This window comes from Nocardia sp. JMUB6875 (genome assembly GCF_041154655.1).
In the GTDB taxonomy this organism is placed as follows: domain Bacteria; phylum Actinomycetota; class Actinomycetes; order Mycobacteriales; family Mycobacteriaceae; genus Nocardia.
In genome coordinates, this window is record NZ_BAAFGR010000077.1 from 1 (window position 1) to 23332 (window position 23332).

General features: G+C 67.8%; 20 protein-coding genes. 9 read left to right on the forward strand and 11 right to left on the reverse strand.

The genetic code is table 11. The features are described from left to right. Nucleotides 1–267: TetR/AcrR family transcriptional regulator (locus ACAM49_RS20675; protein WP_369637177.1), on the reverse strand; the 267-nt coding region annotated here is incomplete at its 3' end. A gap of 97 nt (nucleotides 268–364) precedes the next feature. Further along, nucleotides 365–1012: a TetR/AcrR family transcriptional regulator gene (locus tag ACAM49_RS20680; RefSeq protein WP_369637178.1), complete on the reverse strand. Its 648-nt coding sequence runs from the start codon at nucleotides 1010–1012 to the stop codon at nucleotides 365–367. A gap of 104 nt (nucleotides 1013–1116) precedes the next feature. Between ACAM49_RS20680 and ACAM49_RS20685 the strand changes: the two genes are divergently transcribed. Both ACAM49_RS20685 and ACAM49_RS20690 read left to right on the forward strand, forming a co-directional pair. Continuing rightward, on the forward strand, nucleotides 1117–2370 hold the full coding sequence (locus ACAM49_RS20685) for an oxygenase MpaB family protein (protein WP_369637179.1): 1254 nt from the start codon (nucleotides 1117–1119) through the stop codon (nucleotides 2368–2370). A gap of 57 nt (nucleotides 2371–2427) precedes the next feature. After that, on the forward strand, nucleotides 2428–3405 hold the full coding sequence (locus tag ACAM49_RS20690; RefSeq protein ID WP_369637180.1) for an NAD(P)H-dependent flavin oxidoreductase: 978 nt from the start codon (nucleotides 2428–2430) through the stop codon (nucleotides 3403–3405). Here ACAM49_RS20690 and ACAM49_RS20695 read toward each other — a convergent pair whose 3' ends face one another. Then, nucleotides 3406–5130 carry a GMC oxidoreductase gene (locus tag ACAM49_RS20695; RefSeq protein WP_369637181.1) on the reverse strand — a complete coding sequence of 575 codons (1725 nt, stop codon included), beginning with the start codon at nucleotides 5128–5130 and terminating at the stop codon, nucleotides 3406–3408. It lies immediately after the preceding gene. A gap of 208 nt (nucleotides 5131–5338) precedes the next feature. Here ACAM49_RS20695 and ACAM49_RS20700 point away from each other — a divergent pair, with 208 nt between their 5' ends. Both ACAM49_RS20700 and ACAM49_RS20705 read left to right on the forward strand, forming a co-directional pair. After that, nucleotides 5339–5494 (forward strand): hypothetical protein, encoded by a 156-nt coding sequence (locus ACAM49_RS20700; RefSeq protein ID WP_369637182.1) that lies wholly within the window; start codon nucleotides 5339–5341, stop codon nucleotides 5492–5494. Between the two features lie 4 nt (nucleotides 5495–5498). Next, the gene (locus ACAM49_RS20705) at nucleotides 5499–6662 is read left to right on the forward strand and encodes a YeiH family protein (protein ID WP_369637183.1); all 1164 of its coding nucleotides are present in this window, start codon (nucleotides 5499–5501) and stop codon (nucleotides 6660–6662) included. Nucleotides 6663–6710: 48 nt separating this feature from the next. On the opposite strand, the gene ACAM49_RS20710 is transcribed toward ACAM49_RS20705, so the two are convergent. Next, the gene (locus ACAM49_RS20710; protein ID WP_369637184.1) at nucleotides 6711–7865 is read right to left on the reverse strand and encodes a lipase family protein; all 1155 of its coding nucleotides are present in this window, start codon (nucleotides 7863–7865) and stop codon (nucleotides 6711–6713) included. Nucleotides 7866–8091: 226 nt separating this feature from the next. Between ACAM49_RS20710 and ACAM49_RS20715 the strand changes: the two genes are divergently transcribed. Together ACAM49_RS20715 and ACAM49_RS20720 are read left to right on the forward strand one after the other, a co-directional pair. Next, on the forward strand, nucleotides 8092–8661 hold the full coding sequence (locus ACAM49_RS20715) for an NADPH-dependent FMN reductase (protein WP_369637185.1): 570 nt from the start codon (nucleotides 8092–8094) through the stop codon (nucleotides 8659–8661). 46 nt (nucleotides 8662–8707) lie between these two features. Next, on the forward strand, nucleotides 8708–9316 hold the full coding sequence (locus ACAM49_RS20720) for an NADPH-dependent F420 reductase (RefSeq protein WP_369637186.1): 609 nt from the start codon (nucleotides 8708–8710) through the stop codon (nucleotides 9314–9316). A gap of 71 nt (nucleotides 9317–9387) precedes the next feature. Here the strand turns inward: ACAM49_RS20720 and fadD32 are convergent, their stop codons facing one another. After that, nucleotides 9388–11265 (reverse strand): long-chain-fatty-acid--AMP ligase FadD32, encoded by a 1878-nt coding sequence (gene fadD32, locus ACAM49_RS20725; protein ID WP_369637204.1) that lies wholly within the window; start codon nucleotides 11263–11265, stop codon nucleotides 9388–9390. 170 nt (nucleotides 11266–11435) lie between these two features. Then, on the reverse strand, nucleotides 11436–12680 hold the full coding sequence (locus ACAM49_RS20730) for a KasA/KasB family beta-ketoacyl-ACP synthase (protein WP_369637187.1): 1245 nt from the start codon (nucleotides 12678–12680) through the stop codon (nucleotides 11436–11438). Nucleotides 12681–12981: 301 nt separating this feature from the next. Between ACAM49_RS20730 and ACAM49_RS20735 the strand changes: the two genes are divergently transcribed. Next, nucleotides 12982–13980, forward strand: a complete 999-nt coding sequence (locus tag ACAM49_RS20735; RefSeq protein ID WP_369637188.1) for an acyl-ACP desaturase — start codon at nucleotides 12982–12984, stop codon at nucleotides 13978–13980. 65 nt (nucleotides 13981–14045) lie between these two features. Here ACAM49_RS20735 and ACAM49_RS20740 read toward each other — a convergent pair whose 3' ends face one another. From ACAM49_RS20740 to ACAM49_RS20760, 5 genes are all read right to left on the reverse strand, one after another. Continuing rightward, nucleotides 14046–15401, reverse strand: coding sequence for an MFS transporter (locus tag ACAM49_RS20740; RefSeq protein ID WP_369637189.1), 1356 nt, complete (start codon nucleotides 15399–15401; stop codon nucleotides 14046–14048). Nucleotides 15402–15859: 458 nt separating this feature from the next. Continuing rightward, nucleotides 15860–16633, reverse strand: a complete 774-nt coding sequence (locus ACAM49_RS20745; RefSeq protein WP_369637190.1) for an ArsR/SmtB family transcription factor — start codon at nucleotides 16631–16633, stop codon at nucleotides 15860–15862. Nucleotides 16634–16688: 55 nt separating this feature from the next. Next, a complete protein-coding gene (locus tag ACAM49_RS20750; protein WP_369637191.1) occupies nucleotides 16689–17498 on the reverse strand; it encodes a DUF72 domain-containing protein in 810 nt (269 codons plus the stop codon). A gap of 34 nt (nucleotides 17499–17532) precedes the next feature. After that, nucleotides 17533–19047 (reverse strand): glycerol kinase GlpK, encoded by a 1515-nt coding sequence (glpK, locus tag ACAM49_RS20755; RefSeq protein ID WP_369637192.1) that lies wholly within the window; start codon nucleotides 19045–19047, stop codon nucleotides 17533–17535. Then, entirely contained in the window at nucleotides 19044–19808 is a 765-nt protein-coding gene (locus ACAM49_RS20760) for an IclR family transcriptional regulator (RefSeq protein WP_369637193.1), read from the reverse strand. The genes glpK (ACAM49_RS20755) and ACAM49_RS20760 overlap by 4 nt, the downstream gene beginning before the upstream one ends. A 151-nt stretch (nucleotides 19809–19959) precedes the next feature. Here ACAM49_RS20760 and glpK (ACAM49_RS20765) point away from each other — a divergent pair, with 151 nt between their 5' ends. After that, nucleotides 19960–21498, forward strand: a complete 1539-nt coding sequence (gene glpK / locus ACAM49_RS20765; protein WP_369637194.1) for a glycerol kinase GlpK — start codon at nucleotides 19960–19962, stop codon at nucleotides 21496–21498. A 40-nt stretch (nucleotides 21499–21538) separates the two neighbouring features. Then, a complete protein-coding gene (gene glpD, locus ACAM49_RS20770) occupies nucleotides 21539–23215 on the forward strand; it encodes a glycerol-3-phosphate dehydrogenase (protein WP_369637195.1) in 1677 nt (558 codons plus the stop codon). The last annotated feature ends 117 nt before the right edge of the window (nucleotides 23216–23332 follow it).

The following is a 23332-nucleotide window of genomic DNA, read 5'->3' on the forward strand; positions in this document are numbered from 1 at the left end:
CCCCTCATAACGCCGCACCCCGGCCGTCACCCGCTCGGCCACCCGCACCGCCGACTTCGCCATCACCGCGTCGAACAGCGCCGCCTTGCCGGGAAAATGCCGATACAACGTGGCCCACGAGCACCCCACCGCCCCGGCCACCTCTTCCATCCCCACATGATCGAACCCGCGCGCCTGGAACAATTCCGTCGCCACCACGACGATCCGCTCCGACGCCACCGACCGCCGCACCCCACCGGCCAGCCAGTCCACCCGCTGTTCGACCACACCCACTCCTCACGGCGAAGATCAGGTCTCATCCTGAGACGCCGAACCCGATTCGTCCACCCCCAATCCGGCCCACCGGGAAATGGGCGGAAGGGCTTCAGCCGAGGGACATTTCGCGCTGGACCGTGGTGGTGATCTCCGAGGCGGTGAGGATCATGGCGACCAGGAAGTCGATGAGCTGGGCGCGGTCGATATCGAGTTCGCCGCGCAGCCATTCGGTGAGGATCTCGAGGCCGCCGTGGGCGACGGTGCGGGCGGCGAGTTCGGCGTGCAGGCCGGCGGCCGCCTCCTCGCCCAGGAGTTCTCGGGCCTGGTCGAGCATGACGTTGGCGACCACGCCGACGAGTTCGGTTCTGCGGTGGCGCAATTCGTCGGTGGTCTGCATGTCGATGGCCAGGCGGCGGCGGGCGGGGTGGTCGGCGATGGCGGCGACACCGGCCTCGATGACCGCGCGCAGCCGGGTACGGGTGTCGTCGGAACCGGTCACGATGGCGGCCATGACCGCGGACACGACCTCGGCGAGCTGCTCGTCGGCCAGTTCGTAGAGCAACCGGTCGGTGTGGCCGTAGGCCTCGTAGAAGTAGCGGTCGTTGAGTCCGGCGCGAGCGCACAGGGCACGCACCTTCAACCCGCCGATCCCCTCCTCGGCAATGACCTCGAGCGCGGTCGCGCGCAGTTGCTCGCGACGCCGGGACCGGCGCTCGTCGGCGCTGCGTCCGGCGTAGCGACCACCAGGTATGTCCACGATTCCGCCCTGTCTGTTGCCATGCCGGTCAATGTGGTGAAGACTATCACCAAAGTTCTGGTGACGTCCTTCACCAGAGACTGAGCGCACACAGGAGGCACGCAATGGCGCGTTCCGAGCAGTTGCCCGATCCGGTGATCTTCCGGGAGTTCCCGTTCAATATCGGGGTCCGGCTCATCGGCCCCGGGGACATCCGCCCGACCCCCGAGCAGCAGGCGGCCTACCGCCGGTTCACCAGGATGGGCGATCCGCTCGCCGACGCCGTGGTCGACATGTTCCGGCGGCTGCCCACCGGACAGGGCCGGGCCATGTTCGAGACGGCCCTCGAACACGGCATCGACGCCGTGCCGGACGCGCCCGCCGAGCTGAAAGCCCTTTTCGCGCAACTCGACTCGCTGCCCTTCTGGCTCGATCAGGACAAGCTGGAGCGCGCGGCCCGGGTCAGCGGACGGGTCGGTCCCTGGGCCACGAACCTGGCCCTGGCGATGTTCTCGCTCAATGGCGGTTACCTGGCGTCCCGGGCGGACAAGGTGCTGATCGGCACCGGGGGTCTGTCGGCGGAGCACATGGCCCCGCGCCGGGTGGCCGAAACCGTGGGCTGGTGGATGGACGTGACCGCGCGCGGGGGTCTGGACCGCTTCGCGCCCGGCTTCAAGAACACCGTGCGGGTGCGCATCATGCACGCTCAGGTCCGGGCGGGTATGAATCGGCGGCCGGACTGGGATTACCAGAATTGGGATCACCCGATCAACCAGTCCCTGACCGCGGGCACCCTCATGCTGTTCTCGCTGGCCACCATCGCGGGATGCAATGCGGTCGGACTCACGTTCTCCCGCAAGGAGAAAGCGGCCGTCTATCACATGTGGCGCTACGTCGGGCATCTGATCGGCCTGGATCCCGAGATCGTGCCCGCCGACGAGACCGACACCTGGCGGCTGCTCTGGCTGCAGGCGGATTATGAATTCCTGCCGGACGAGGATTCGCGGACCCTGTCCAAGGCGCTGGTCTCCGCGCTCGCCTCGATCTACGGGTTCAACGACGGGGATCTGCGGTCCCGGCTGCTCGGCCGCGCGTACACCCTCTACGCGGCGTCCTACGGCCGAATCATGGTGGGCAAGACCAATGCCGACTTCCTCGAACTGCCCAACAACCCGTTCTTCCTGGCGGCCGTGCTGGCCACCGCCGCGGTCAATGGCGCCCTGGAGGTGCCGCGCAGGATCATCCCGGGCGCGACCCGGCTGAACGAGAACCTGGGCCGCCGAATCACCGAGCGGATGCACGCCCGGATTGTCCGCGCGAACCGGCCCGATCACAGTTATGCCCGCCATGATCGGCTGGCCGAAACCCGCGCGGCGTGATTTCCTACGCATGAGTAACGTTCCCGGAGAACCACCCTCGATGAAGGAATCGCGTCGATGACTGTGCCGCCCATCCTGTCCGAGCGTCTGCGCCTGCCCGCGGTCGCTTCCCCGATGTTCATCGTGTCCGGACCCGAGCTGGTGATCTCCCAGTGCAAGTCGGGGATCGTGGGTTCGTTCCCGTCGCTGAACGCGCGTCCGCAGGCGCAGTTCAAGGAGTGGCTGGTGCGGATCGAGGAGGAGTTGGCCAAGCACGACGCCGACAATCCCGAGCAGCCGTCCGCGCCCTACGCGGTGAATCTCATCGTGCACAAGAGCAATGACCGGCTCGACGAGGACCTGGCCACGGTCGTCGAGCACAAGGTGCCGATCGTCATCACCTCGCTGGGCGCGCGCCCGGACGTGAACGAGGCCGTGCACTCCTACGGCGGAATCGTGCTGCACGACATCATCAATGACGTGTTCGCGCACAAGGCCGTCGAGCGCGGCGCGGACGGCCTGATCGCCGTCGCGGCGGGCGCGGGCGGCCACGCCGGGCCGCAGTCCCCGTTCGCCCTGGTGCAGGAGATCCGCGCCTGGTTCGACGGCCCGCTGCTGCTGTCGGGTTCCATCGCGCACGGCCGCTCCATCCTGGCCGCCCAGGCCGCGGGCGCGGACCTGGCCTACATCGGCTCGGCCTTCATCGCCACCGACGAGGCCAATGCCGTCCCCGGCTACAAGCAGATGATCGTGGACTCCGCCGCCGCCGACATCGTCTACTCCAACCTCTTCACCGGCGTCCACGGCAACTACCTGCGCGGCAGCATCACCGCCGCGGGCATGGACCCCGACAACCTAGCCCAATCCGATCCTTCCGCAATGGATTTCGGCACCGGCGAATCCGATCCGGCCACCCCGGGCGCGAAGCCCTGGAAGGACATCTGGGGCTCCGGCCAGGGCATCGGCGCGATCGACGCCATCGTCCCGGCCGCCGCCGTCGTCGACCGCCTCACCCGCGAATACGCCGAGGCGAAGGCGCGCCTGCTCAGCCTGTAGCTATGCGCCCGCCGGTTCCGGGTGGGTGTCGTTGATGCCCACGATCGGCAGGCGCAGCGCGGCCGGGGCGGTCGGGGGGACCGCCGGGTTGCGGGGTGCGATCGGGGCTATGCGTTGATATGCGGAGCCCAGGTCGGGCCGGGCATCGGCGTCACCTTTGTTGGGCCACAGGGAGATTGCGCGTTCGGCCTGGGCGGTGATGGTGAGGGACGGGTTGACGCCGAGGTTGGCGGAGATGGTGGAACCGTCGATGATGTGCAGGCCGGGGTGGCCGTAGAGGCGGTGGTAGGGGTCGACCACGCCCGTGGCCGCGGTGTCGCCGATGACGCAGCCGCCGATGAAGTGGCCGGTCATGGGGATGTTGAAGATGCTGCTGCTGGTGGCGGCGGTGGGGACGCCGTCGATCTTGTCGGCAATGCGGCGGGCCACCTCGTGGCCCGCCGGGATCCAATCGGGATTGGGTTGGCCCTCACCCTGTTTGGTGGTCATGGAACGGCCGAAGAGACCGCGTTTGGTGTAGGTCGTGATGGAGTTGTCCACCGACTGCATGACCAGCAGGCCGACGGTCTGCTCGGACCAGTGGCGAGGGTTGTGTATGCGAATCAGGTCGCGACGGTGGTGGGCGAGGGCGCGCAGCCAGCCGCGCCAGCGCGGGCCGTCGCCGCTGACCATGGCGGTGGTCATGGGCGACATGGCATTGCTGCCCTTGCCGTAGCGCACCGGCTCGATGTGGGTGTCGTGGTCGGGGTGGATGGACGAGGTGATGGCCACGCCCTTGGTGTAGTCACTGCCGCGCGTGCGGCTGCGAACCGCCAGCAGCTCTTCGGAATTCGTGCGTGAGAGGTAACCGAGCCGGGGCGAGATGTTCGGCAGCGAACCGCGGTCGCGCAGCCGGTGCAGCAGCTTCTGGGTGCCGAGCGACGCGGCCGCGAAAACGACCTGCTCCGCGGTGAATTCGTGCCGCGCCTTGCGCACCCAGCGCCCGGTGCGGGTGGTCGACACCGCGTAGCCGCCGCCCGACAGCGGCCGCACATCGGTGACGGTGGTCAGCGGATGCACTGCGGCCCCGGCCTTTTCGGCCAGATACAGGTAGTTCTTGACCAGCGTGTTCTTGGCATTGTGGCGGCACCCGGTCATGCACTCCCCGCAGTGCGTGCAGGTGCGCCGATCCGGTCCGACCCCGCCGAAGAACGGGTCCGGCACATCCTCGCCCGGCCGCCGCCCCGGACCGCCGAAGAACACCCCGACGGGCGTGCGCTGATAGGTGTCCGAGATCCCCATCTCCTCGGCCACTTCCAGCAGCACCCGGTCGGCGGGCGTGGTCGCGGGATTCACCGTCACGCCCAGCATTCGCTTGGCCTGGTCGTAGTGCGCGGCCAGTTCGTCCTTCCAGTCGGTGATGTGCCCCCACTGCCGGTCGGCGTAGAACTTCTCCGGAGGCTCGTAGAGCGTGTTGGCGTAGACCAGCGACCCGCCGCCGACACCCGCGCCCGCCATGATGAAGGTGTCCTTCAACAGTGTCAGCCGCTGAATCCCGAAGCAGCCCAGCGCCGGTGCCCACAGATAGCGGCGAACCCGCCACGAGTTCTCGGCGAACTCGTGATCCTCGAACCGCCGCCCGGCCTCCAGCACGCCGACCCGGTACCCCTTCTCGGTCAACCGCAGCGCGCTCACACTGCCCCCGAACCCGGAACCGATGACGAGGACGTCGTAGTCGAATCGCATGCTCCGACGCTACGACCTGCGGTTATCCAGCCATGAAAGAGCGACGGCCATTAAATCGACAGATTCGGCCATCGTGGACGCTGGCGCGCGGGCCATCGGAGTGCCCATCGCTAACTGGAATCAACCCGATTGCAACGGTGTCCGAAAACCTCCGGTGCGGCCATAGTGCAGGCCTGCTGTACTGCGTTTTCTCTACCTGGAGGCCCTGGTGACCAGTCCCCATCCCGCGCCGGAGACATCCGGCGCCCGACCGTCTCTGCCGGACGCCCTGGGGCGTCTCGGCGCCGACTGGTGGTCGGTGATCGTATCCGGCGTGGTGGTCGCGCTCGCCGTGTTCAACGCCCTGCCGAAGATTCCGTGGTGACGACATGAGTGACACCACCGCCACCCCCGACCTGGCCAAGACCTCCGCCGCTGAAACCATTGGCGACACCGAGGCTTTCGACGAACCCGCCGGACCCCTGACCGTCACCCGGCTGCTGAGCTACGTCCCCGGCATCCTGCTGCTCATCGCGGTCGGCGTACTCGGCAAGTACGCGCAGACCTGGTGGAACACCACCGCCAAGCACAACCACTGGACCGTCCCCGATATCGAATACGTGCTGTGGGCCATTCTGATCGGCCTGCTCATCACCAATACCGTTGGCCTGCACCGGATCTTCCGGCCCGGCGTGGGCACCTACGAGTTCTGGCTCAAGGTCGGCATCGTCGCCCTCGGCTCGCGCTTCGTGCTCGGTGATGTCGCGAAGCTGGGTGGCACCAGCTTCCTGCAGATCCTGATCGACATGACGGTGTCGGGCGCGATCATCCTCGCGGTGGCGCGCTGGCTCGGACTGTCCGGCAAGCTCGGGTCGCTGCTGGCCATCGGCACGTCCATCTGCGGTGTGTCGGCCATCATCGCGGGCAAGGGCGCGATCCGGGCCCGCAATTCCGATGTCTCCTATGCCATTGCCGCGATCCTGGCGCTCGGCGCGGTCGCGCTGTTCGCACTGCCGCCGCTGGGCCACGCCATCGGACTGAGCGATCACGAGTTCGGGCTGTGGGCGGGTCTGGCCGTCGACAACACTGCCGAGACGACCGCCACCGGCTACCTGTTCTCCGATGAGGCGGGCAAGACGGCGGTGCTGGTCAAGTCCACGCGTAATGCCTTGATCGGCTTCGTGGTGCTCGGGTTCGCGGCCTACTGGGCGTCCCGCGGCGAGGCCGAGGCTATCGCGCCCGGCCTGCGCGCCAAGGCGGCCTTCGTCTGGTCCAAGTTCCCGAAGTTCGTGCTGGGCTTCCTGGCCGTGTCCGCCGTGGCGACCTTCCACTGGCTGAGCAAGCAGCAGACCACGAATCTGGCGAATTTCTCGCGCTGGGCGTTCCTGCTCACCTTCGCCGGGGTCGGGCTGAACACCAACATCCGCGAATTGGCCCGCACCGGTTGGCGTCCGCTCGTGGTGGCGGTGGTCGGCCTGGTGTCGGTGGCGGTCGTATCGCTGGTCCTGGTGCTGTTCACCTCGCGCGTCCTGCACTGGGGCGTCGCGGGCTGAGAATACGGAAAAGGCCGGGAACCCCACGGGTTCCCGGCCTTTCGTGTCTCACGCGCCGCGCGCGAGCCTGACGTCGCGGGCCTCGGCGAAGCGCTCGGCCAGGAACCGCATGCCCGGTCCCGCGAAAGCCAGTGCGCCACCGATGTGTTCGCGGCCCCGCATGGTGACCATGGTGACGTCCGCGCCCAGTCCCTTCCAGTCCTCGGCCAGCCGCACCGCCTGCGGATAGGGAATGATCTGCTCGCTGGTACCGCCGGCCACCAGAACCGGTGCGGCGGGCGCGATTCCGCCCAGCCGGTTCTCCAGCAGCCGGGCCTTGACCTCGGGCACCTCGAACGGCGGACGGTAGGTGTAGGTCGAGACCTTGGTGGGCACCACCAGGCCCGCGCCGATCCCGACCACGGCCGCGAGCCCGGCATGGGTGCGACGCGCCAGCGCGGCCAGGATCCGGCCCTGCGGGTTGAGGTGTTGCAGCACATTCAGTTCCGGATACGCCGCCTCGATGCCGAGCACACCGTAGAAGAGCAGCACGGCGTACGGGGTGTCGTCCAGGAACTTCACCATGTCGACCAGATCGGCCGGGGCCGAGCCGACCGCGCCGCCCACCAGCGGCAGGTCCGGAGCGTAGGTGGGCTGCAGCTGCAGCGCCCAGCCCGCGGCATTGCCGCCCTCGGAGTAGCCGTAGATGCCCAGCGGCCCATCCGGATCGAGCTCCGCCTCGGGCAGGCGACGCGCGGCGCGCATGCTGTCCAGCACGGCCGGGCCGAGCGCGCGGCCCATCACGTACGGGTGCAGGCCCGGGCTGCCGAGTCCGGGATAGTCGGTGATGGCGAGCGCCCAGCCGCGACGCAGGGCGGCGCGCAGGAACACCGATTCGTATTCGATGCCGTAGCGCAGCTGCCAGGACGCGGCCGCGACGGTATTGGCCAATCCCTGGGTGCCGACGGCGTATCCGACCAGCGGCCGCGATCCGGGTCCGCGCCACGGCGTGTTCGGCACCAGCACGGTGCCGGTGACCTGCGTCGGATCGCCCTTGGCGGTGGTCGTGGTGTAGCTGATGCGCCAGGCGCGGGCGGGCAGCTTGAGACCGGGCAGCATGCGCGCGGTCATGGGTTCGGCGGCCAGCAGCCGGCCGGGTCCGAACGCACCGGGATGTCCGGCACCTACCGCCGCCTCGTCGAAGCGGTTGGTGTTCGCAGTCATCGTTGCCTGCCCTTCTCACACAAAACTCGCGTTATGCAGTTGTCGCGCAAGCGGTTCCGAGCGTTAACACTGTCCCGGACAGTCCCGCCTGATCGAAACCATACCCAAAATGTGAAAGACTGACACCTCTTGTCACAAGTACTCCCACTCGGTGGGACGGCCGCATAGAGTGACAACCGCCGCCCGGCCGCGAAATACTCCCGCGCCCAGCCACGTTGCCGCACTTGTGACCATCCCTCGCATCCTGCTGATTTCCGGCAGCACCCGCGCCGCCTCGACCAATACCGCCGCGCTGCGCACCATCGCCGCCGACGCGGGCCCCGACCTCGAGGTCAGCTGGTACGACGGACTGCTCGACCTGCCGCCCTTCATCCCGGGCACCGAAACCGAACCACCGGCGGTCGAGGCCCTGCACCGGCAGCTCGCCGCAGTCGACGCGGTGCTGTTCTGCACCCCCGAATACGCGGGCATGATCCCGGGCAGCCTCAAGAACCTGCTGGAATGGACCATCGGCAATGGCGATCTCAGCGATAAACCGGTCGCCTACGTGAACGTCGCCTACGAGGGCCGCGGCGAGGCCGCCGTGGCCACCCTGCGCACCGTCGTCGGCTATGCCGGAGCCGAGATCGTGGAGGCCGCGTGCGGCCGGATCACCGTGCTGCAGAGCGATATCGGACCCGACGGCCTGGTCTCGAACCCGGAGGCGCGAGCTCGCCTGAACGCCGCCGCCCGCGCCCTCGCCGAGCACGTCACCCGCCCCGCCGAGCCCCTCACCTCGGTCAACCTGAATAATTGAGTGGGTTGAAGGCAGAACACCCCTCCGGACACAGGAGTGTGCGGGCATGGACGTGGGAATCTTCGGAGCCGGTCATTTCGGGCTGAGCCTGGCGGGTTTGTTCGACCGCGCCGGGCACACCGTGCACATCGCCAGCCGCCATCTCGACGAACTCGCGGCCACCGTGACCGAGCGCGGACTGCGCCACACCTACCCGGGCGACGTCGATCTGGTGGCCGGATCCTCGACCATCCTCATCGGCGCGGTGCAGTGGCTCCAATTGGAAACCCTGGCAAAGGAATTGCCGGATCTGGACGGCAAGATCTGGATCGACCCGGCCAACCCGTACGTCCGCGAGGCCGACGGCACGGTCACCCTGCTCAGCACCGACGGGCGGCCGACCAGCGCGGTGGTCGCGGATCTGGTGCCGAAGACCCAGCTGGTCAAGGCCTTCAACGCCTTCACCACGCCGATGTACCGGTCGGGTCCGCTGACGTCACTGGGGCGGATCGTCGCGCCGATCGCGGGCGATCACCCCGCGGCGCTGTGCCGGGTCGCCGAGCTCATCAAGACCACCGGCTTCGTCCCGATCATCATCGGCAATATCGAGGACAGCGTGATTCTCGAGCCCAGGGGCGCCCTGCGCACGCTCTCCATCCCCCTCATCGCCCCCTGAATACCGCCGAGTGGCACACCATCGAGGAAGTTCGGACCGGAGCCCTCGGTGGAGTGCCACTCGGCGATGTTCTAGTCGGAGACGTCGGGGAAGGCCTGCTGGCGGTGGCCACCGCGCAGGGTGCCCTCGAGGTAGGCCGCCTTGCAGGCGCGGCGGGCGATCTTGCCGCTGGAGGTGCGCGGGATCGACCCGGCGGGAACCAGCAGCAGGTCCCGGACCGTCACGCCGTGCCGTTTGGCGATGGCCGCGCGCACGGTCTCGGTGATCGGTTCCGGGTCGAGCTTGGCCGCGCCCGTGCCGCGTTCGGCCACTATCACCAATTGCTCGGCGGTACTGGCGGGATCGGCGCCATTGGTGGCTCCGATGTCCGCCGGGATCTGGTTGCCGGAGACCGAGAACGCGGCCACGAAACCCGGGCGCAGGGCGGTGCTGGACTCCTGGGCGGAGTACTCCAGATCCTGCGGGTAGTGGTTGCGGCCGTCCACGATGACCAGATCCTTGACGCGGCCGGTGATGAACAGTTCGCCGTCGTAGTACGCGCCGAAATCGCCGGTGCGCATCCAATTCGCGTCGGGCTCGGTGCCTTCCGCGCGGCTCTCGGGCTGCCGGGAGGTGAGCTTGGCGTGGAAGGTCGCCTCGGTCTCCTCCGGACGGCCCCAGTACCCGCGGCCGATATTCGCCCCGTGCAACCAGATCTCGCCGACCTCGCCCTCCGGCTTCTCCGCGCCGGTCTCCGGATCCACGATCACCGCCCACTGCGACAGCGCCACATAGCCGCAGGACACCTGGGCCACAGCGTTTTCCGCGTGTTCGTCGACGGTCACCATGCGCCCGGCATTGAGGCGATCGCGGTCCACCCAGACGGTGCGGGCCTCGTCCTCGCGCTTGGTCGCGGAGACGAACAGCGTCGCCTCGGCCATGCCGTAGCAGGGCTTGATGGCGGTCTTGGGCAGGCCGTACGGGGCGAAGGCGTCGTTGAACTTCTTCATCGAAGTCACCGACACCGGCTCGCTGCCATTGATCAGGCCGATGACATTGGACAGGTCCAATTCCTCACCGGGCTTGGGCAATCCGCGCGCCGCCGCGTGCTCGTAGGCGAAATTCGGTGCGGCGGCGAAGATCTCGGCGCCGTCCTCCTGGGCGGCCAGTTCCTTGATCCAGCGGTAGGGCCGGCGCACGAAGGAGCTGGGCGACATGATGGTGATGTACTTGCCGCCGATGGTCGGCAGGATGACCGTGAGCAGGCCCATGTCGTGGAACAGCGGCAGCCAGGTGACGCCGCGGGCCTTCTCGGTGATGCCGATGGCATCGATCATCTGCAGCAGGTTGGTACCGACCGCCCGGTGCGTGATCTCGACACCGGCGGGCGTCCGGGTGGAACCCGAGGTGTACTGCAGGTAGGCCACATCGTCCATCTCGATCTTGGGCCGGACCCAGCTCTCGCCCACATTGTCCGGAATCGCCTCGACCGCGATGATGCGCGGCCGCTGCGGTGCGGGCAGGTGTTTGAAGATCTCGCGCACCCCGGCCGCGGCCGAGCCGACGGTCAGAATGGCCGAGGGGCCGCAGTCCTCGAGCACCGCGTGCAACCGGTCGGTGTGGCCCTGCTCGTCCGGATCGAACAGGGGCACCGCGATATTGCCCGCGTACACCGCGGCGTACATGGCCACGATGTAGTCGAGTCCCTGCGGCGCCAGGATGGCCACGCGGTCACCGGGCTGCGTCACCTGCTGCAGCCGGGCCGCCACCGCACGCAGCCGAACGCCGAAGCGGTTCCACGTGATGTCGTGGTACTCGCCGTCGCGTTCGCGCGAATAGTCGATATAGCGGTATGCGAGCTCGTCCCCGTTGACCTCGGCGTGCCGGTCGACCAGGTCGACCATGGTCTGGTTCTCGGGGAGTTTGATGTTGCCGCGCTCGTCCAGAACGTCTTCGAAGGTTCCGCCGATCATTCCCTATCCTTTTTCAACTCACAGTCGAGGACTGTGTAGTGACACCGAACAAAGATCGACACCGAAAGCCCGAATGTAGCTGGGGGCTGGGGAACTCTAGCAGGTGCCGCATTCCCGCGTCACTCGTTACGGGCCGAATGCGGTATCCGCACAGGCCCTGATGGGTGTCAGTAGCGGCCGAAGGCGATGGCCACGTTGTGCCCGCCGAAGCCGAAGGAGTCGTTCAGGGCGTAGTCGTACTGGCCGGGTCGGGCCTGGCCATGTACCACGTCGAGGTCGATCTCCGGGTCCTGGTTCTCCAAATTCAGTGTGGGCGGGATGATTCCGTCCCGCACGCTGAGCACGGTCAGGACCGACTCCAGCGCGCCGACCGCGCCGATGGAATGTCCGAGGGCGGACTTCGGCGCGTACACCGCGGCATGGTTGCCGACGGCTTGCTTGATGGCGTTCGCCTCCGCGGTGTCGCCGATCGGCGTGGCGGTGGCGTGCGCATTGATATGTGTGACATCGGATTTGGACAATCCGGCGTACTCCATGGCGCGGGTCATGGCCCGCGCCGCGCCGGTGCCCTCCGGATCGGGGGCGACCAGGTGGAAACCGTCGGAGGTGATGCCCGCGCCCATGATCCGCGCGTGGATCTTGGCGCCGCGCGCCTTGGCGTGCTCCTCGGTCTCGATGACCATGAGCGCCCCGGCCTCACCGAACACGAAGCCGTCGCGGTCCATGTCGAACGGGCGGGAGGCGCCCTTGGGGTCGTGGTTGCGGGTGCTCATGGCGCGCATCATGGAGAAGCCGGCGATCGGCAGCGCCTGGATGGAACCCTCCACGCCACCGGTGACCACCATGTCGGCATCGCCCATGACGACCATGCGCCAGGCATTGGCGATCGCCTCCGCACCGGACGAACAGGCCGAAACAGGCGTCGACACACCGGCCCTCGCGCCCAGTTCCACACTCACGCAGGCCGCCGCGCCATTGGGCATGATGGCCTGCACGGCCATCGGCGGCACCTTGCGGTAGCCGCCATTGACCAGTTTGTCGCGCGCGGACATCAGGACTTCCGCACCGCCCAGTCCGGTTCCAATGGAGATGCCGAGCCGGTCCTTGTCCACCTCGGGGCTGCCCGCATTGGCCCACACCTCGCGACCCAGCACCAGCGCCATCTGCTCGACATAGGACAGGCGGCGGGCCTCGGGCTTGGTGAGCTGATCGGTCGGCGACACCTTGAGGTGGCCGCCGATGCGCACGGGCAGCCCGAAGTCGTCGAGGAAGCTGTCCTCGAGCACGTCGATCCCGCTCTCCCCGTTGAGTAGTCCCTTCCAGGTGGAGTCGACATCACCGGCGATCGAGGTGGTTGCCGCGAGTGAGGTAACCACGACATTCGGGAAGTTTCGGCGGTTGGGTGTCTGCATGTTCACTCTCCGTAGCAATGCTCCGGCGAACCAGATTTGGATCCGCGTGGACTGTCAAGGACTGGTATGCGACTAACGAGAGCACCCGGCCAGGCACACATCGGCGGGGTATGAAGCCAATCTTCGGCGAACTGGGCTAGATTATCCGAGGCTAAGCCGACCAGTCCCATTAAGCGACACGCGGGCATCCCTTTTCAATCCCAGGGGCCGCTTCCGCCATGGCGGCGATCGCCGGATCTCCACTGTTCTCTCCAGCATCATTCCCGCAGGGCCGAGCGATTTCGAGGGAGGGCACACAATCGTGGCCAGGAGTCTCACGCAGTTGGAGCTGCTCATCGAGTTGGAACCGATTGCCGAGCAGAACGTGAACCGCCATCTATCGATGGCCAAGCCCTGGAACCCACACGACTACGTGCCATGGGATCTGGGGCGCAACTTCGCAGCTATGGACGGGGTGGACTGGGAACCGGAACAGTCCCGACTCAGCGAGGTCGCCAAGGCGGCCATGATCACCAATCTGCTCACCGAGGACAATCTGCCCAGCTACCACCGGGAAATCGCCGAGAACTTCTCTCAGGACGGTGCCTGGGGCACCTGGGTGGGCCGCTGGACGGCCGAGGAGAACCGGCACGGCATCGTCATGCGCGACTATCTGGTGGTGACGCGCGGCGTGGATCCGGTGGCGCTGGAACAGGCGCGCATGATCCACATGACCAACGGCTACAACCCCGCGCATCTGATCCGAAAGTATTCCGATGCCTCGCATGTGCACGCCGATGCCGGATTCATGCATTCCGTCGCTTATGTAACTTTTCAGGAATTGGCCACGCGCGTCTCGCATCGCAATACCGGCAAGGTGTGCGACGACCCCGTGGCCGACCGCATGCTGCAGCGCATCGCGGCCGACGAGAACCTGCACATGATCTTCTACCGCAATATCTGCGGTGCGGCCCTGGACCTCTCGCCGGACCAGGCCATCGACGCCATCACCAACATCATCATGGCCTTCCAGATGCCCGGCATGGGCATGCCCAACTTCCGCCGCAACGGCGTGCTCATGGCCAAGCACGGCATCTACGATCTGCGCCAGCACCTGGAGGAGGTGCTGCTGCCGAACCTCAAGAAGTGGAACATCTTCGACCGCACCGACTTCGGCGCGTTCGGCGACCGCCGCCGCAACGAACTCGGTGAGTTCCTCGACAAGCTGCGCGGCGACGTGGTGCGTTTCGAGGAGCAGCGCGACCGCGCCCTCGCCCGCGAGGCCGCCCGCGCCCAGCAGCCGCCGGTCCTCATCGGCTGAAACATCGAGTGGCACATGGCCGAGGGGAATCCAGACAAACCCCCTCAGCCGTGTGCCACTCGGCATTATGGGTGGGGGCGGAGGGATGCCCGGGCCAGGCAGGCGGCTGCCAGGAAGACCGCGGCGGCGGTGAGCAGGGGCGGGGCGAGCGAATCGCGAGCCAGCACCAGCAGGGAACCCGCGACGGCCACACCCAGGGCCGAGCCCAGTTGACGGGCCGCGTTGAAGGCAGCCCCGGCCAGGCCCGCGCTGTCCGGACCGGCCGCCGAGACGGTGACGTGGGTGGCTGCGGGCATGGTGTAGGCCATCCCGAAACCGGTGAGCAGCAATGGGATCGCGAGCAGGCCGTAGGGCGTGTGCGGGCCGGTCCACGCCAGGCCGAGCAAGCCGATCGCGCCAATGGTAAGGCCCGTGACGATGACCGGGCGAGGGCCGCGCTGGGCGGCCTGCCGGCCACCCAGCGCTGAGGCCAGAATGCCGACCGCCGCCTCCGGAAGCAACGCGAAACCGGCTGCGGTGGGCGAATAGTGAAGGTGCCGTTGCAAGTAGAGGCTGACCGCGAAGAGCTGGCCGTAGAAGCCGAGATTCTGCGCCAGCCCGATCAGCGCGCCGGTGGTGAACGCACGCGAACCGCGAAGATCATTGGGCAGCAGTCCCTTTCCGGCGCGAGCCGCGACCAGGCCGAGCACGACACCCGCGACCGCCGCCACCGCGGCGACGGCCGTCCAGGCCGGGGACACGGGCCGGGCACCGACCAGGATCGCGGTCGCGGTCACGCCGGTCATGGCGATGACGGCTGCCACGTGCCCCGGTACCGGAATCTGCCGTGGCGCACCGGGAGTAGATGGAACAGTGCGATGCAACAGCACCGCGGTCACGGCGCAGATGGGCGCGTTGACAGCGAAAATCGCTGGCCAGCCGAGGTGTTCGGACAACACGCCACCCAGCACCGGTCCGCAACTGGCGGCCGTCGAGCCGATCGCACCCCAGATACCGGTGGCCCGGGCCCGATCCGCCGCATCGGAATAGGTGAATCGGATCAGGGCTAGCGAGGACGGAATCAACAGTGCCGCACCGATTCCCTGTACCACCCGGGCGGCAACCAGCACGCCGACCCCCGGCGCCGCGGCACAGGCCAGCGATGCGAAGCCGAAGAACGCCAGACCCGCCTGGAACGACCGCCGCGCCCCGAACCGATCAGCCAACCCGCCACCCAGCATTAGCAGCGCCGCGACCGTCACCGTGTATCCGTCGACCACCCACTCCAGCCCGGTCACCGTGGTGTGCAGCCCAACCGCCATCCGATCCAGCGCGACCGTCACGATCGTGGTGTCGAGTATGACCAGCGCGAACCCCGCGGAGATCGCCGCCAGCGCGACCCCACCGCGCTCCGTCCGAGCCGATTCCAAAGTCCGTGTCATACCTCCACACTGGCTCGGAAACCCTTCGGCCCGACCCGAACCATGCGAACCCCACGCCAGAACCACGCCCCAACCGGACATTCCGGCACTGCCGCCGAATCCGAGCCCACGCAAGTTCCAGTGGCGAGGCAATCCATCGGCGCCCGCAGCGGCCGGTCCAACCGATTCGCCAGGTCCGTTGCCAGGCGCGGCCGGACTCCCCCGCATCTGTCGCACGAGAATCACCGCTTCCATCGCCTCTTGGCAGTGGAACCGCTACCCGGCGGATCAGGTGCGCCGTGTGATGTGCTGCAGCGGGCGTATCGGTTCCCTTCGCGCGCCGGGCGGGCTGGTGGCAGCCCTGACACGGCCGTGGAATCACTCGCCGGGCTCGGCGCGTCCCGTGCCGAGCGATCCGGGGTTCGAGCCACTTGCGCCCGAGCCCAACCGTGGGCGCGGGGGCGTCCTACCATCGCGGATCACGCGCCCGCTCTGCCCTGGACCGGAGCTGCCGGGGCGGCGGCCGATCCGGTGATCCGGTCGGTGATCGCGGCGCGGTCGATACCGGCCGTTCGGCGCAGTGCTGCCCAGCCCGATCGGGTGAATGTCACTGCGCGGGCGGTGTTTCCGGGTTCGCACCAGTGGTGGTCGAGCATGCGGCGGAGGATGAGCGCGCCGAGGCCGCCGGCCAGGTGGTAGCGGCGTTCGGACCAGTCCAGGCACGTCCGGACGGGCGGTCTGCGGCCGAACCGGCGCAAATCCGATGGGGTGATGCCCAATTCGTCGAGGAGGGGGTGGGGGTGGTCGGCCGCTGTCCAATGGCCGCGGATGACGGTCAGGGTGGCGTCCTCGTGCAGCGCGTCGAACACGGCGACGCCGACGGCTCCGGCCAGATGGTCGTAGCAGGTGCGGGCGATCTTCAGGTCGCGATTGGCGCGGGCGCCGCGCAGCGACTTCACCGGTTCGATGGGCGAGATCAGGGCCAGCGACTCGATGATCTGGACCACCTCCGGCAGGGCGATGCGGTAGTAGCGGTGCCGCCCGACTCGTTCGACGGCCAGCCAGCCCTGATCGACCAGTTTGCCCAGGTGCTCACTGGCCGTCGCCGCGGTGACGCCCGCCGCGCGGGCCAGCTCGCCCGCCGGTTGCGCACGCCCGTCGGTCAGAACGGTGAGCATCCGTGCCCGGGCGGGATCGGCCAGCAGCCGTGCGGTCCCGGAGATATCCACATCGCCATCTCGCATCGGTTCCATACGACCAGTGTTGCGCCGCGACTCTTCGGTCCCGGCCGAAGTATTCGCCACCGAGCTAGAACAGCGTCATCGGGTCCGTGGGGAGGGGATCCGGGAGTGGCTCGAGATCCGGGAGGCGCTCGCGGACCTCCGCGTGGAAGCGGCGGGCCAGGTCTCGGGAGGAGGCGTTGTCGGGGGTGTGGATGAAGATCGTCGGGGAGCGGCCTTCCCGGAGCCAGGCGACGGTGGTGTCGATCCAGGGCTGCCAGCCCGCGACGGTGGCGGCGAGGTCGTCGCGGCCGTGGTAGCGGACCATGGGGAATTCGGTGAGGGCGCGGGTGCGGCGGGGGTTGTTGGGTTTCTTGGTGCGGGCCTCGTATTCGGCGGGGCTGGACGCCGGTCGCTCGAAGAGAACCGTGGTGTCGAAGGGGATCCACTCCGCGCCCGCGGCCTCCAGGACCTGTTCGAGTTGGGCTGTGGCGCGGGGGTTTTCGAAGAAGACCGGGTGGCGGACCTCCACCGCGCAGCGGTAGTGGGCGGGCAGGCCGTCGAGCAGATGGGCCAGGGCGGGCAGGTTGGTGAAGGACGCGGGCAGCTGCACCCAGAGCGCGTGCAGGCGGCGGCCGAGAGGTTCGATGGCGTCGAGGAAGTGGGTCATCTCGTCGTCGACGCCGGTGAGGCGGCGGTCGTGGGTGATGGCGCGGGGCAGCTTCATCACGAACCGGAAGTCGGGATCGGTTTGGCGGGCCCAGGATTCGACGGTGCGGCGCTGCGGGGTGGCGTAGAAGGTGGTGTTGCCCTCGACCGCGTTGCACCAGGAGGCGTAGTTGCGCAGCCGTTCGGCCGGGGGTAGCGGCTTCTCCTGCCATTCGGGGTGTGTCCACATCGCGCAACCAACAAAAAGCCGCATATCTGCCACGTTAGGTCAAAGACTTCCCAGGCCGCAGCCAACCAAAGGTAAGCTCCACGGCCCTCTTCCAGTTGTCGTATTCCTCAGCGCGCAGCGCCGGATCCATGCGTGGCAACCACTGCGCCGCGACGCGCCAATTGTGGCGCAGCCCCTCGAGATCCGGCCAATAACCGACCGCCAGGCCTGCCGCATAGGCCGCGCCGAGCGAGACCGTCTCGGCCACGATGGGACGCATGACCGGTATGTCGAGGACATCGGCAATGATCTGCATAAGCAGGTTGTCGGAGGTCATACCACCGGCCACCCGCAGCGCCTCGGCGCTCAGCCCGGAGTCCGCGTTCATGGCCTCCACGACATCGCGCGTCTGCCAGGCCGTGGCCTCGAGCACCGCACGGGCGATGTGCCCCTTGGTGATATACGAGGTGAGGCCGATCAGCAGTCCGCGCGCGTCGCTGCGCCAGTGCGGTGCGTACAGGCCGGAGAAGGCCGGTACGAGGTAGCAGCCACCATTGTCCCGCACCGTGCCCGCGAGGGTTTCGATCTCGGGCGCGCTGGCGATCAGGCCGATATTGTCCCGAAGCCATTGCACCAGTGAGCCCGTCACCGCGATCGGCCCCTCCAGCGCATACACCGGTTCCGGGCCGATCTGATAGCCAATGGTGGTCAGCAGCCCGTGCTTGGAGCGCACCAGCTCCCGCCCCGTGTTCATGAGCAGGAATCCGCCTGTGCCATAGGTGCATTCGGTCTCACCGGGCGCGAAACAGGTCTGTCCGAACAGCGCCGCATGCTGATCGCCCAGCGCCGCGGCGATCCGCACGCCCGGCAATACCCTTCGCGCGGTGCCGAATTCACCGGTCGAGGGCTGGATGCGCGGGAGCATGGCCCTGGGAATGTCGAAGAACCGCAACAGTTCATCGTCCCATTCCAGGGTGGACAAGTTCATCAACAGTGTGCGCCCCGCATTGGTCACATCGGTGACGTGCACCCCGTGATCGGCTCCGCCGGTGAGATTCCAGATGAGCCAGGTCTCCATGGTGCCGAACAGCACCTCACCGCGTTCGGCCCGCTCGCGCAGTCCTGGTGTGCGATCCAGCAGCCAGCGCAGCCGCGGCGCGGCGAAGTAGGTCGCCAGCGGCAGACCGCACAGCTCCCGAATCCGTTCCGCCCCATCGGATTCCCGCATCCGCTCGACGAGCTCCTCGGTGCGCACGTCCTGCCACACGATGGCCCGCCCGATCGGCGTCCCGGTGCGCGCGTCCCACACCACGGTGGTCTCCCGCTGATTCGCGATCCCGACGGCCGCCACCTGATCCAGCGTGATACCCGAATCCCGCAGTGCCGCAGGCACGATGCGCTCCACATTGCGCCAGATCTCCAGCGCGTCCTGCTCCATCCAGCCCGGCCGCGGATAGTGCTGCTTGTGCTCGCGCTGCGCCACCCCGGTCAGCCGCGCCCGCTGATCGAACAGGATGGCCCGGGTGGAGGTGGTGCCCTGATCGATGGCGAGCACATATTTCTGACTCACTGGGAACCTCCGAGATCGCGTGAAACCGCGGCCGCCGCGTCGCGGACCTGACCGATCGGCGCGGGCCGGAAACGCAACTGCCCGTCGCACAGTCGATCGACCGGCCCGGTGATACCGATGGCACCCACCACCAAACCACCCCGCGACCGGATCGGCGCGGCGACGCTCGCCTCCCCGGAGCGGTATTCGCCGATTTCCCCCGCCCACCCGGTGCGCCGGACCTCGGAAATGGCCCGCCGCAACGCGACCGGATCGGTGATGGTGCGATGGGTCAGCGCGGGCAGCCCGCCCTCGCGCACGGTATCGGCCAGCTCACCGTCGTAGGCCAGCAGCACCTTGCCCAAAGCCGTTGCGTGCGGCGGCAATTCCTCACCCACCGCCAATTCCTGCTCGGTGTTGTCGGGCCGGAAGACGTGATGGACGACCACCACTCCCCCGTCCACCGGCGCGGCGATCCGCACCGATTCCCCGCTCCGCGCGGCCAGCGCGTCGGCCCGGTTGATGGCCCGGGACCGCAGTTCATTGGCGTCCAGATGCCCCGCCCCGAGATCCTGCAGCGCCGGACTCAACTGGTACTTGCCGCTCACCGCGTCCTGATCCACGAACCCCACACCTTGCAGCGTCCGCAGGATCCCGTGCGCGGTCGGCTTGGCCAGTCCCAGCGCCGCGGCGATCTCCCCCACCCCCATGCGCCCGGATCCGCGCGCGAGCAGCCGCAGAATGGCCGCCGCGCGCTCGATCGACTGAATCGGACCCGGCATGCTCAGAAACCTATCAGCAAACCGTTCGGCATTGTCGAACGCGTCGTCTGTGCGGATGACGTTCCACTTCGTAGCGTGGACGTCGGGCCGGTCTTACCCGCGCCCACCTGGGCAAAAAGAACTCAACGTCGAGTTTCCGGAGAGGACCGCGATGACGCAGTATGTCGGAGCCATCGATCAAGGCACGACCTCCACGCGATTCATGGTGTTCGACCACGGCGGCAATGTAGTTGCCCGCCATCAGCTCGAGCACGAGCAGATTCTCCCGCAGGCCGGGTGGGTGGAGCACAATCCGGCAGAGATCTGGGAACGCACCCGCACCGTCATCAAGAGCGCCCTCGCCGGCGCCCGCCTCACCGCCGCCGATCTGGCCGCGGTCGGCGTCACCAATCAGCGTGAGACCACCATCGTGTGGGACCGCCGCACCGGAGTCCCCTACTACAACGCCATCGTCTGGCAGGACACCCGCACCGATCGCATCGTCGCCGATATCGAGAAGGCCGGCAAGGGCGATCTGATTCGCGACAAGGCCGGTCTGCCGCCCGCGCCGTACTTCTCCGGCGGCAAGCTCAAGTGGATCCTCGACAATGTCCCCGGCGTCCGGGAGGACGCCGAGAACGGCGACGCCCTCTTCGGCACCCCCGACACCTGGCTGATCTGGAATCTCACCGGCGGTGTCCACAGCGGCGTGCACATCACCGATCCGACCAACGCCTCGCGCACCATGCTGATGAACCTCGAGACCCTGGACTGGGACGACGAGCTGCTCGCCCTGTTCGGGGTGCCGCGGGCCATGCTGCCGCGCATCGCGCCGTCCTCGAATCCGGAGGGTTTCGGCACCACCTACCCCGACGGCCCGTTCAAGGCCGAGGTGAAGATCGCCGGTGTGCTCGGCGACCAGCAGGCCGCCACCGTCGGCCAGGTCTGCTTCCGCCCGGGCGAGGCCAAGAACACCTACGGCACCGGTAACTTCCTGATGCTCAATACCGGTACCGAGATCGTGCACTCCAAGCACGGCCTGCTGACCACCGTCGCCTACCAGTTCGGCGACGACAAGCCGGTGTACGCGCTGGAGGGTTCCATCGCCGTCACCGGGTCGGCCGTGCAGTGGCTGCGCGATCAGCTCGGCATCATCTCCGGCGCGGAACGGGTCGAGGCCCTTGCCCGTCAGGTCCACGACAACGGCGGCGTCTACTTCGTGCCCGCCTTCTCCGGCCTGTTCGCCCCCTACTGGCGCGCGGATGCCCGCGGCGCGATCGTGGGCCTTTCGCGCTACAGCAACAACGCCCATATCGCCAGGGCCACACTGGAATCCATCGCCTATCAGACCCGCGACGTGGTCGAGGCCATGCAGCAGGACTCGGGCGTGAAGCTCGACACCCTGCGCGTCGACGGCGGCGTCACCGCCAATGAGCTGGCCATGCAGATCCAGTCCGACTTCCTCGGCGTTCCGGTCTCGCGGCCCGTGGTCGCGGAGACCACCGCCCTCGGCGCCGCCTATGCCGCGGGCCTGGCCGTCGGATTCTGGCGCAACACCGACGAACTCGTCGCCAACTGGCACGAGGACAAGAACTGGCAGCCCAATATGACCGAGGAAGCGCGCCAGAAGGGTTACGCGCGCTGGCTCAAGGCGGTCTCGCGCACCCTCGACTGGGTCGATCTCGACGATGACGACGACCAGAAGCGCTGAGCCCCAACAGACTTCATCACCGATAACAAGGAGTTGTCTCGTGTCCGCACAATTGGATCCCGCCTACCGCGCCAGGGCGATTGATTCGCTCGGCGACACCGAAATCGACGTGCTCGTGATCGGTGGTGGAGTGACCGGAGCGGGTGCCGCCCTGGACGCCGCCTCGCGCGGCCTGTCCGTCACCCTGGTCGAGGCGCGTGACTTCGCCGCCGGCACCTCGAGCCGCTCCTCCAAGCTCATCCACGGTGGCCTGCGCTACCTGGAGCAGTACGACTTCGCGCTGGTGCGTGAGGCTTTGAAGGAGCGCGGGCTGCTGCTGAACAAGCTGGCCCCGCACCTGGTGCACCCGGTCTCGTTCCTGTTCCCGCTGCAGAAGCACTACGAGCGCTTCTACATCGGTGCGGGCATCGCCCTCTACGACACCATGGGCGGCGCGCGCTCGGTTCCGATGCACCGGCACCTGAGCCGTTCCAAGGCACTGGAATTGGCCCCGGCGCTCAAGGAAGACGCCATGACCGGCGCCATCCGCTACTACGACGCCCAGGTCGACGACGCCCGCCACACCATGATGATCGCCCGCACCGCGGCCCAGCACGGCGCCACCGTGCTGACCCGCACCAAGGTCACCGGCCTGCTGCGTGACGGCCAGAAGGTCGTCGGCGCGAAGGTCATGGATCTGGAAACCGGTCTGGAGCACAGCATCCGGGCCAAGACCGTGATCTCGGCGACCGGCGTGTGGACCGACGACATGATCAAGATGACCGGCGTCGACTTCCCGTTCCACGTGCGCATGTCCAAGGGCGTGCACATCATGGTGCCGCGGGAGAAGCTGGACATGGGCACCGGCATCGCCATGAAGACCGAGAAGTCCGTGCTGTTCGTGATTCCGTGGGCCGAGCACTGGATCATCGGCACCACCGATACCGACTGGTCGCTGGACAAGGATCACCCGACCGCCACCGCCGGGGATGTGCAGTACATCCTCGACCACGTCAATTCGCTGCTGCGCGAACCGCTCACCCGCGCTGACATCGTCGGCACCTACGCGGGCCTGCGGCCGCTGATGACCGGCGCGTCCAAGGAGACCTCCAAGCTCTCGCGCGAGCACGCGGTGGCCGAGCCGGCCCCGGGCCTGTTCGTCATCGCGGGCGGCAAGTACACCACCTACCGGGTGATGGCCGCCGACGTGGTGGACGCCGCCGCCGAGCGCCTGGGCAGCGATGTCGCGCCGTCGGTGACCGCCAACCTGCCCATCCTGGGCGCGGTCGGCTACCAGGACATGCTGGAGTCCATCGCCGATGTGGCCGCGCGGGCCGAGCTGCCGGTCGACACCGTGGAGCACCTGCTGGGCCGCTACGGCTCGCTGTCGGAGGAGATCTTCGACCTGGTGGCCGCGGTTCCCGAACTGCGCCAGCCGATTCCGGGCGCCGAGGACTACATCGGGGCCGAGGCCGTCTACGCCGCCACCCACGAGGGCGCGCTGCACCTGGACGACCTGCTCACCCGCCGCACCCGCATCTCCATCGAGGTGCCCGACCGCGGCCTGAAGGCGGCCCCGGAGATCGCCCGTCTCATCGCCCCGCACCTGGGCTGGACCGACGAGCGCACCAACAACGAGATCAACCGGTACTTCGACCGCGTGCACGCCGAGCTGGCCGCGAACGAGGAGAAGGATGACGAGGCGGCCAATGCGGCCCGCCTGGTCGCCACCGCCTGAATCTGAATAACGCGCTGTAGCGCCGCACGAGAAATTTCGCGCGGCGCTACAGCCGTATCTCGAGAGCTGAATTCTGTTGCACCGGAATTGTTTCCGGAACTTGTGTTCAGCGTCCCC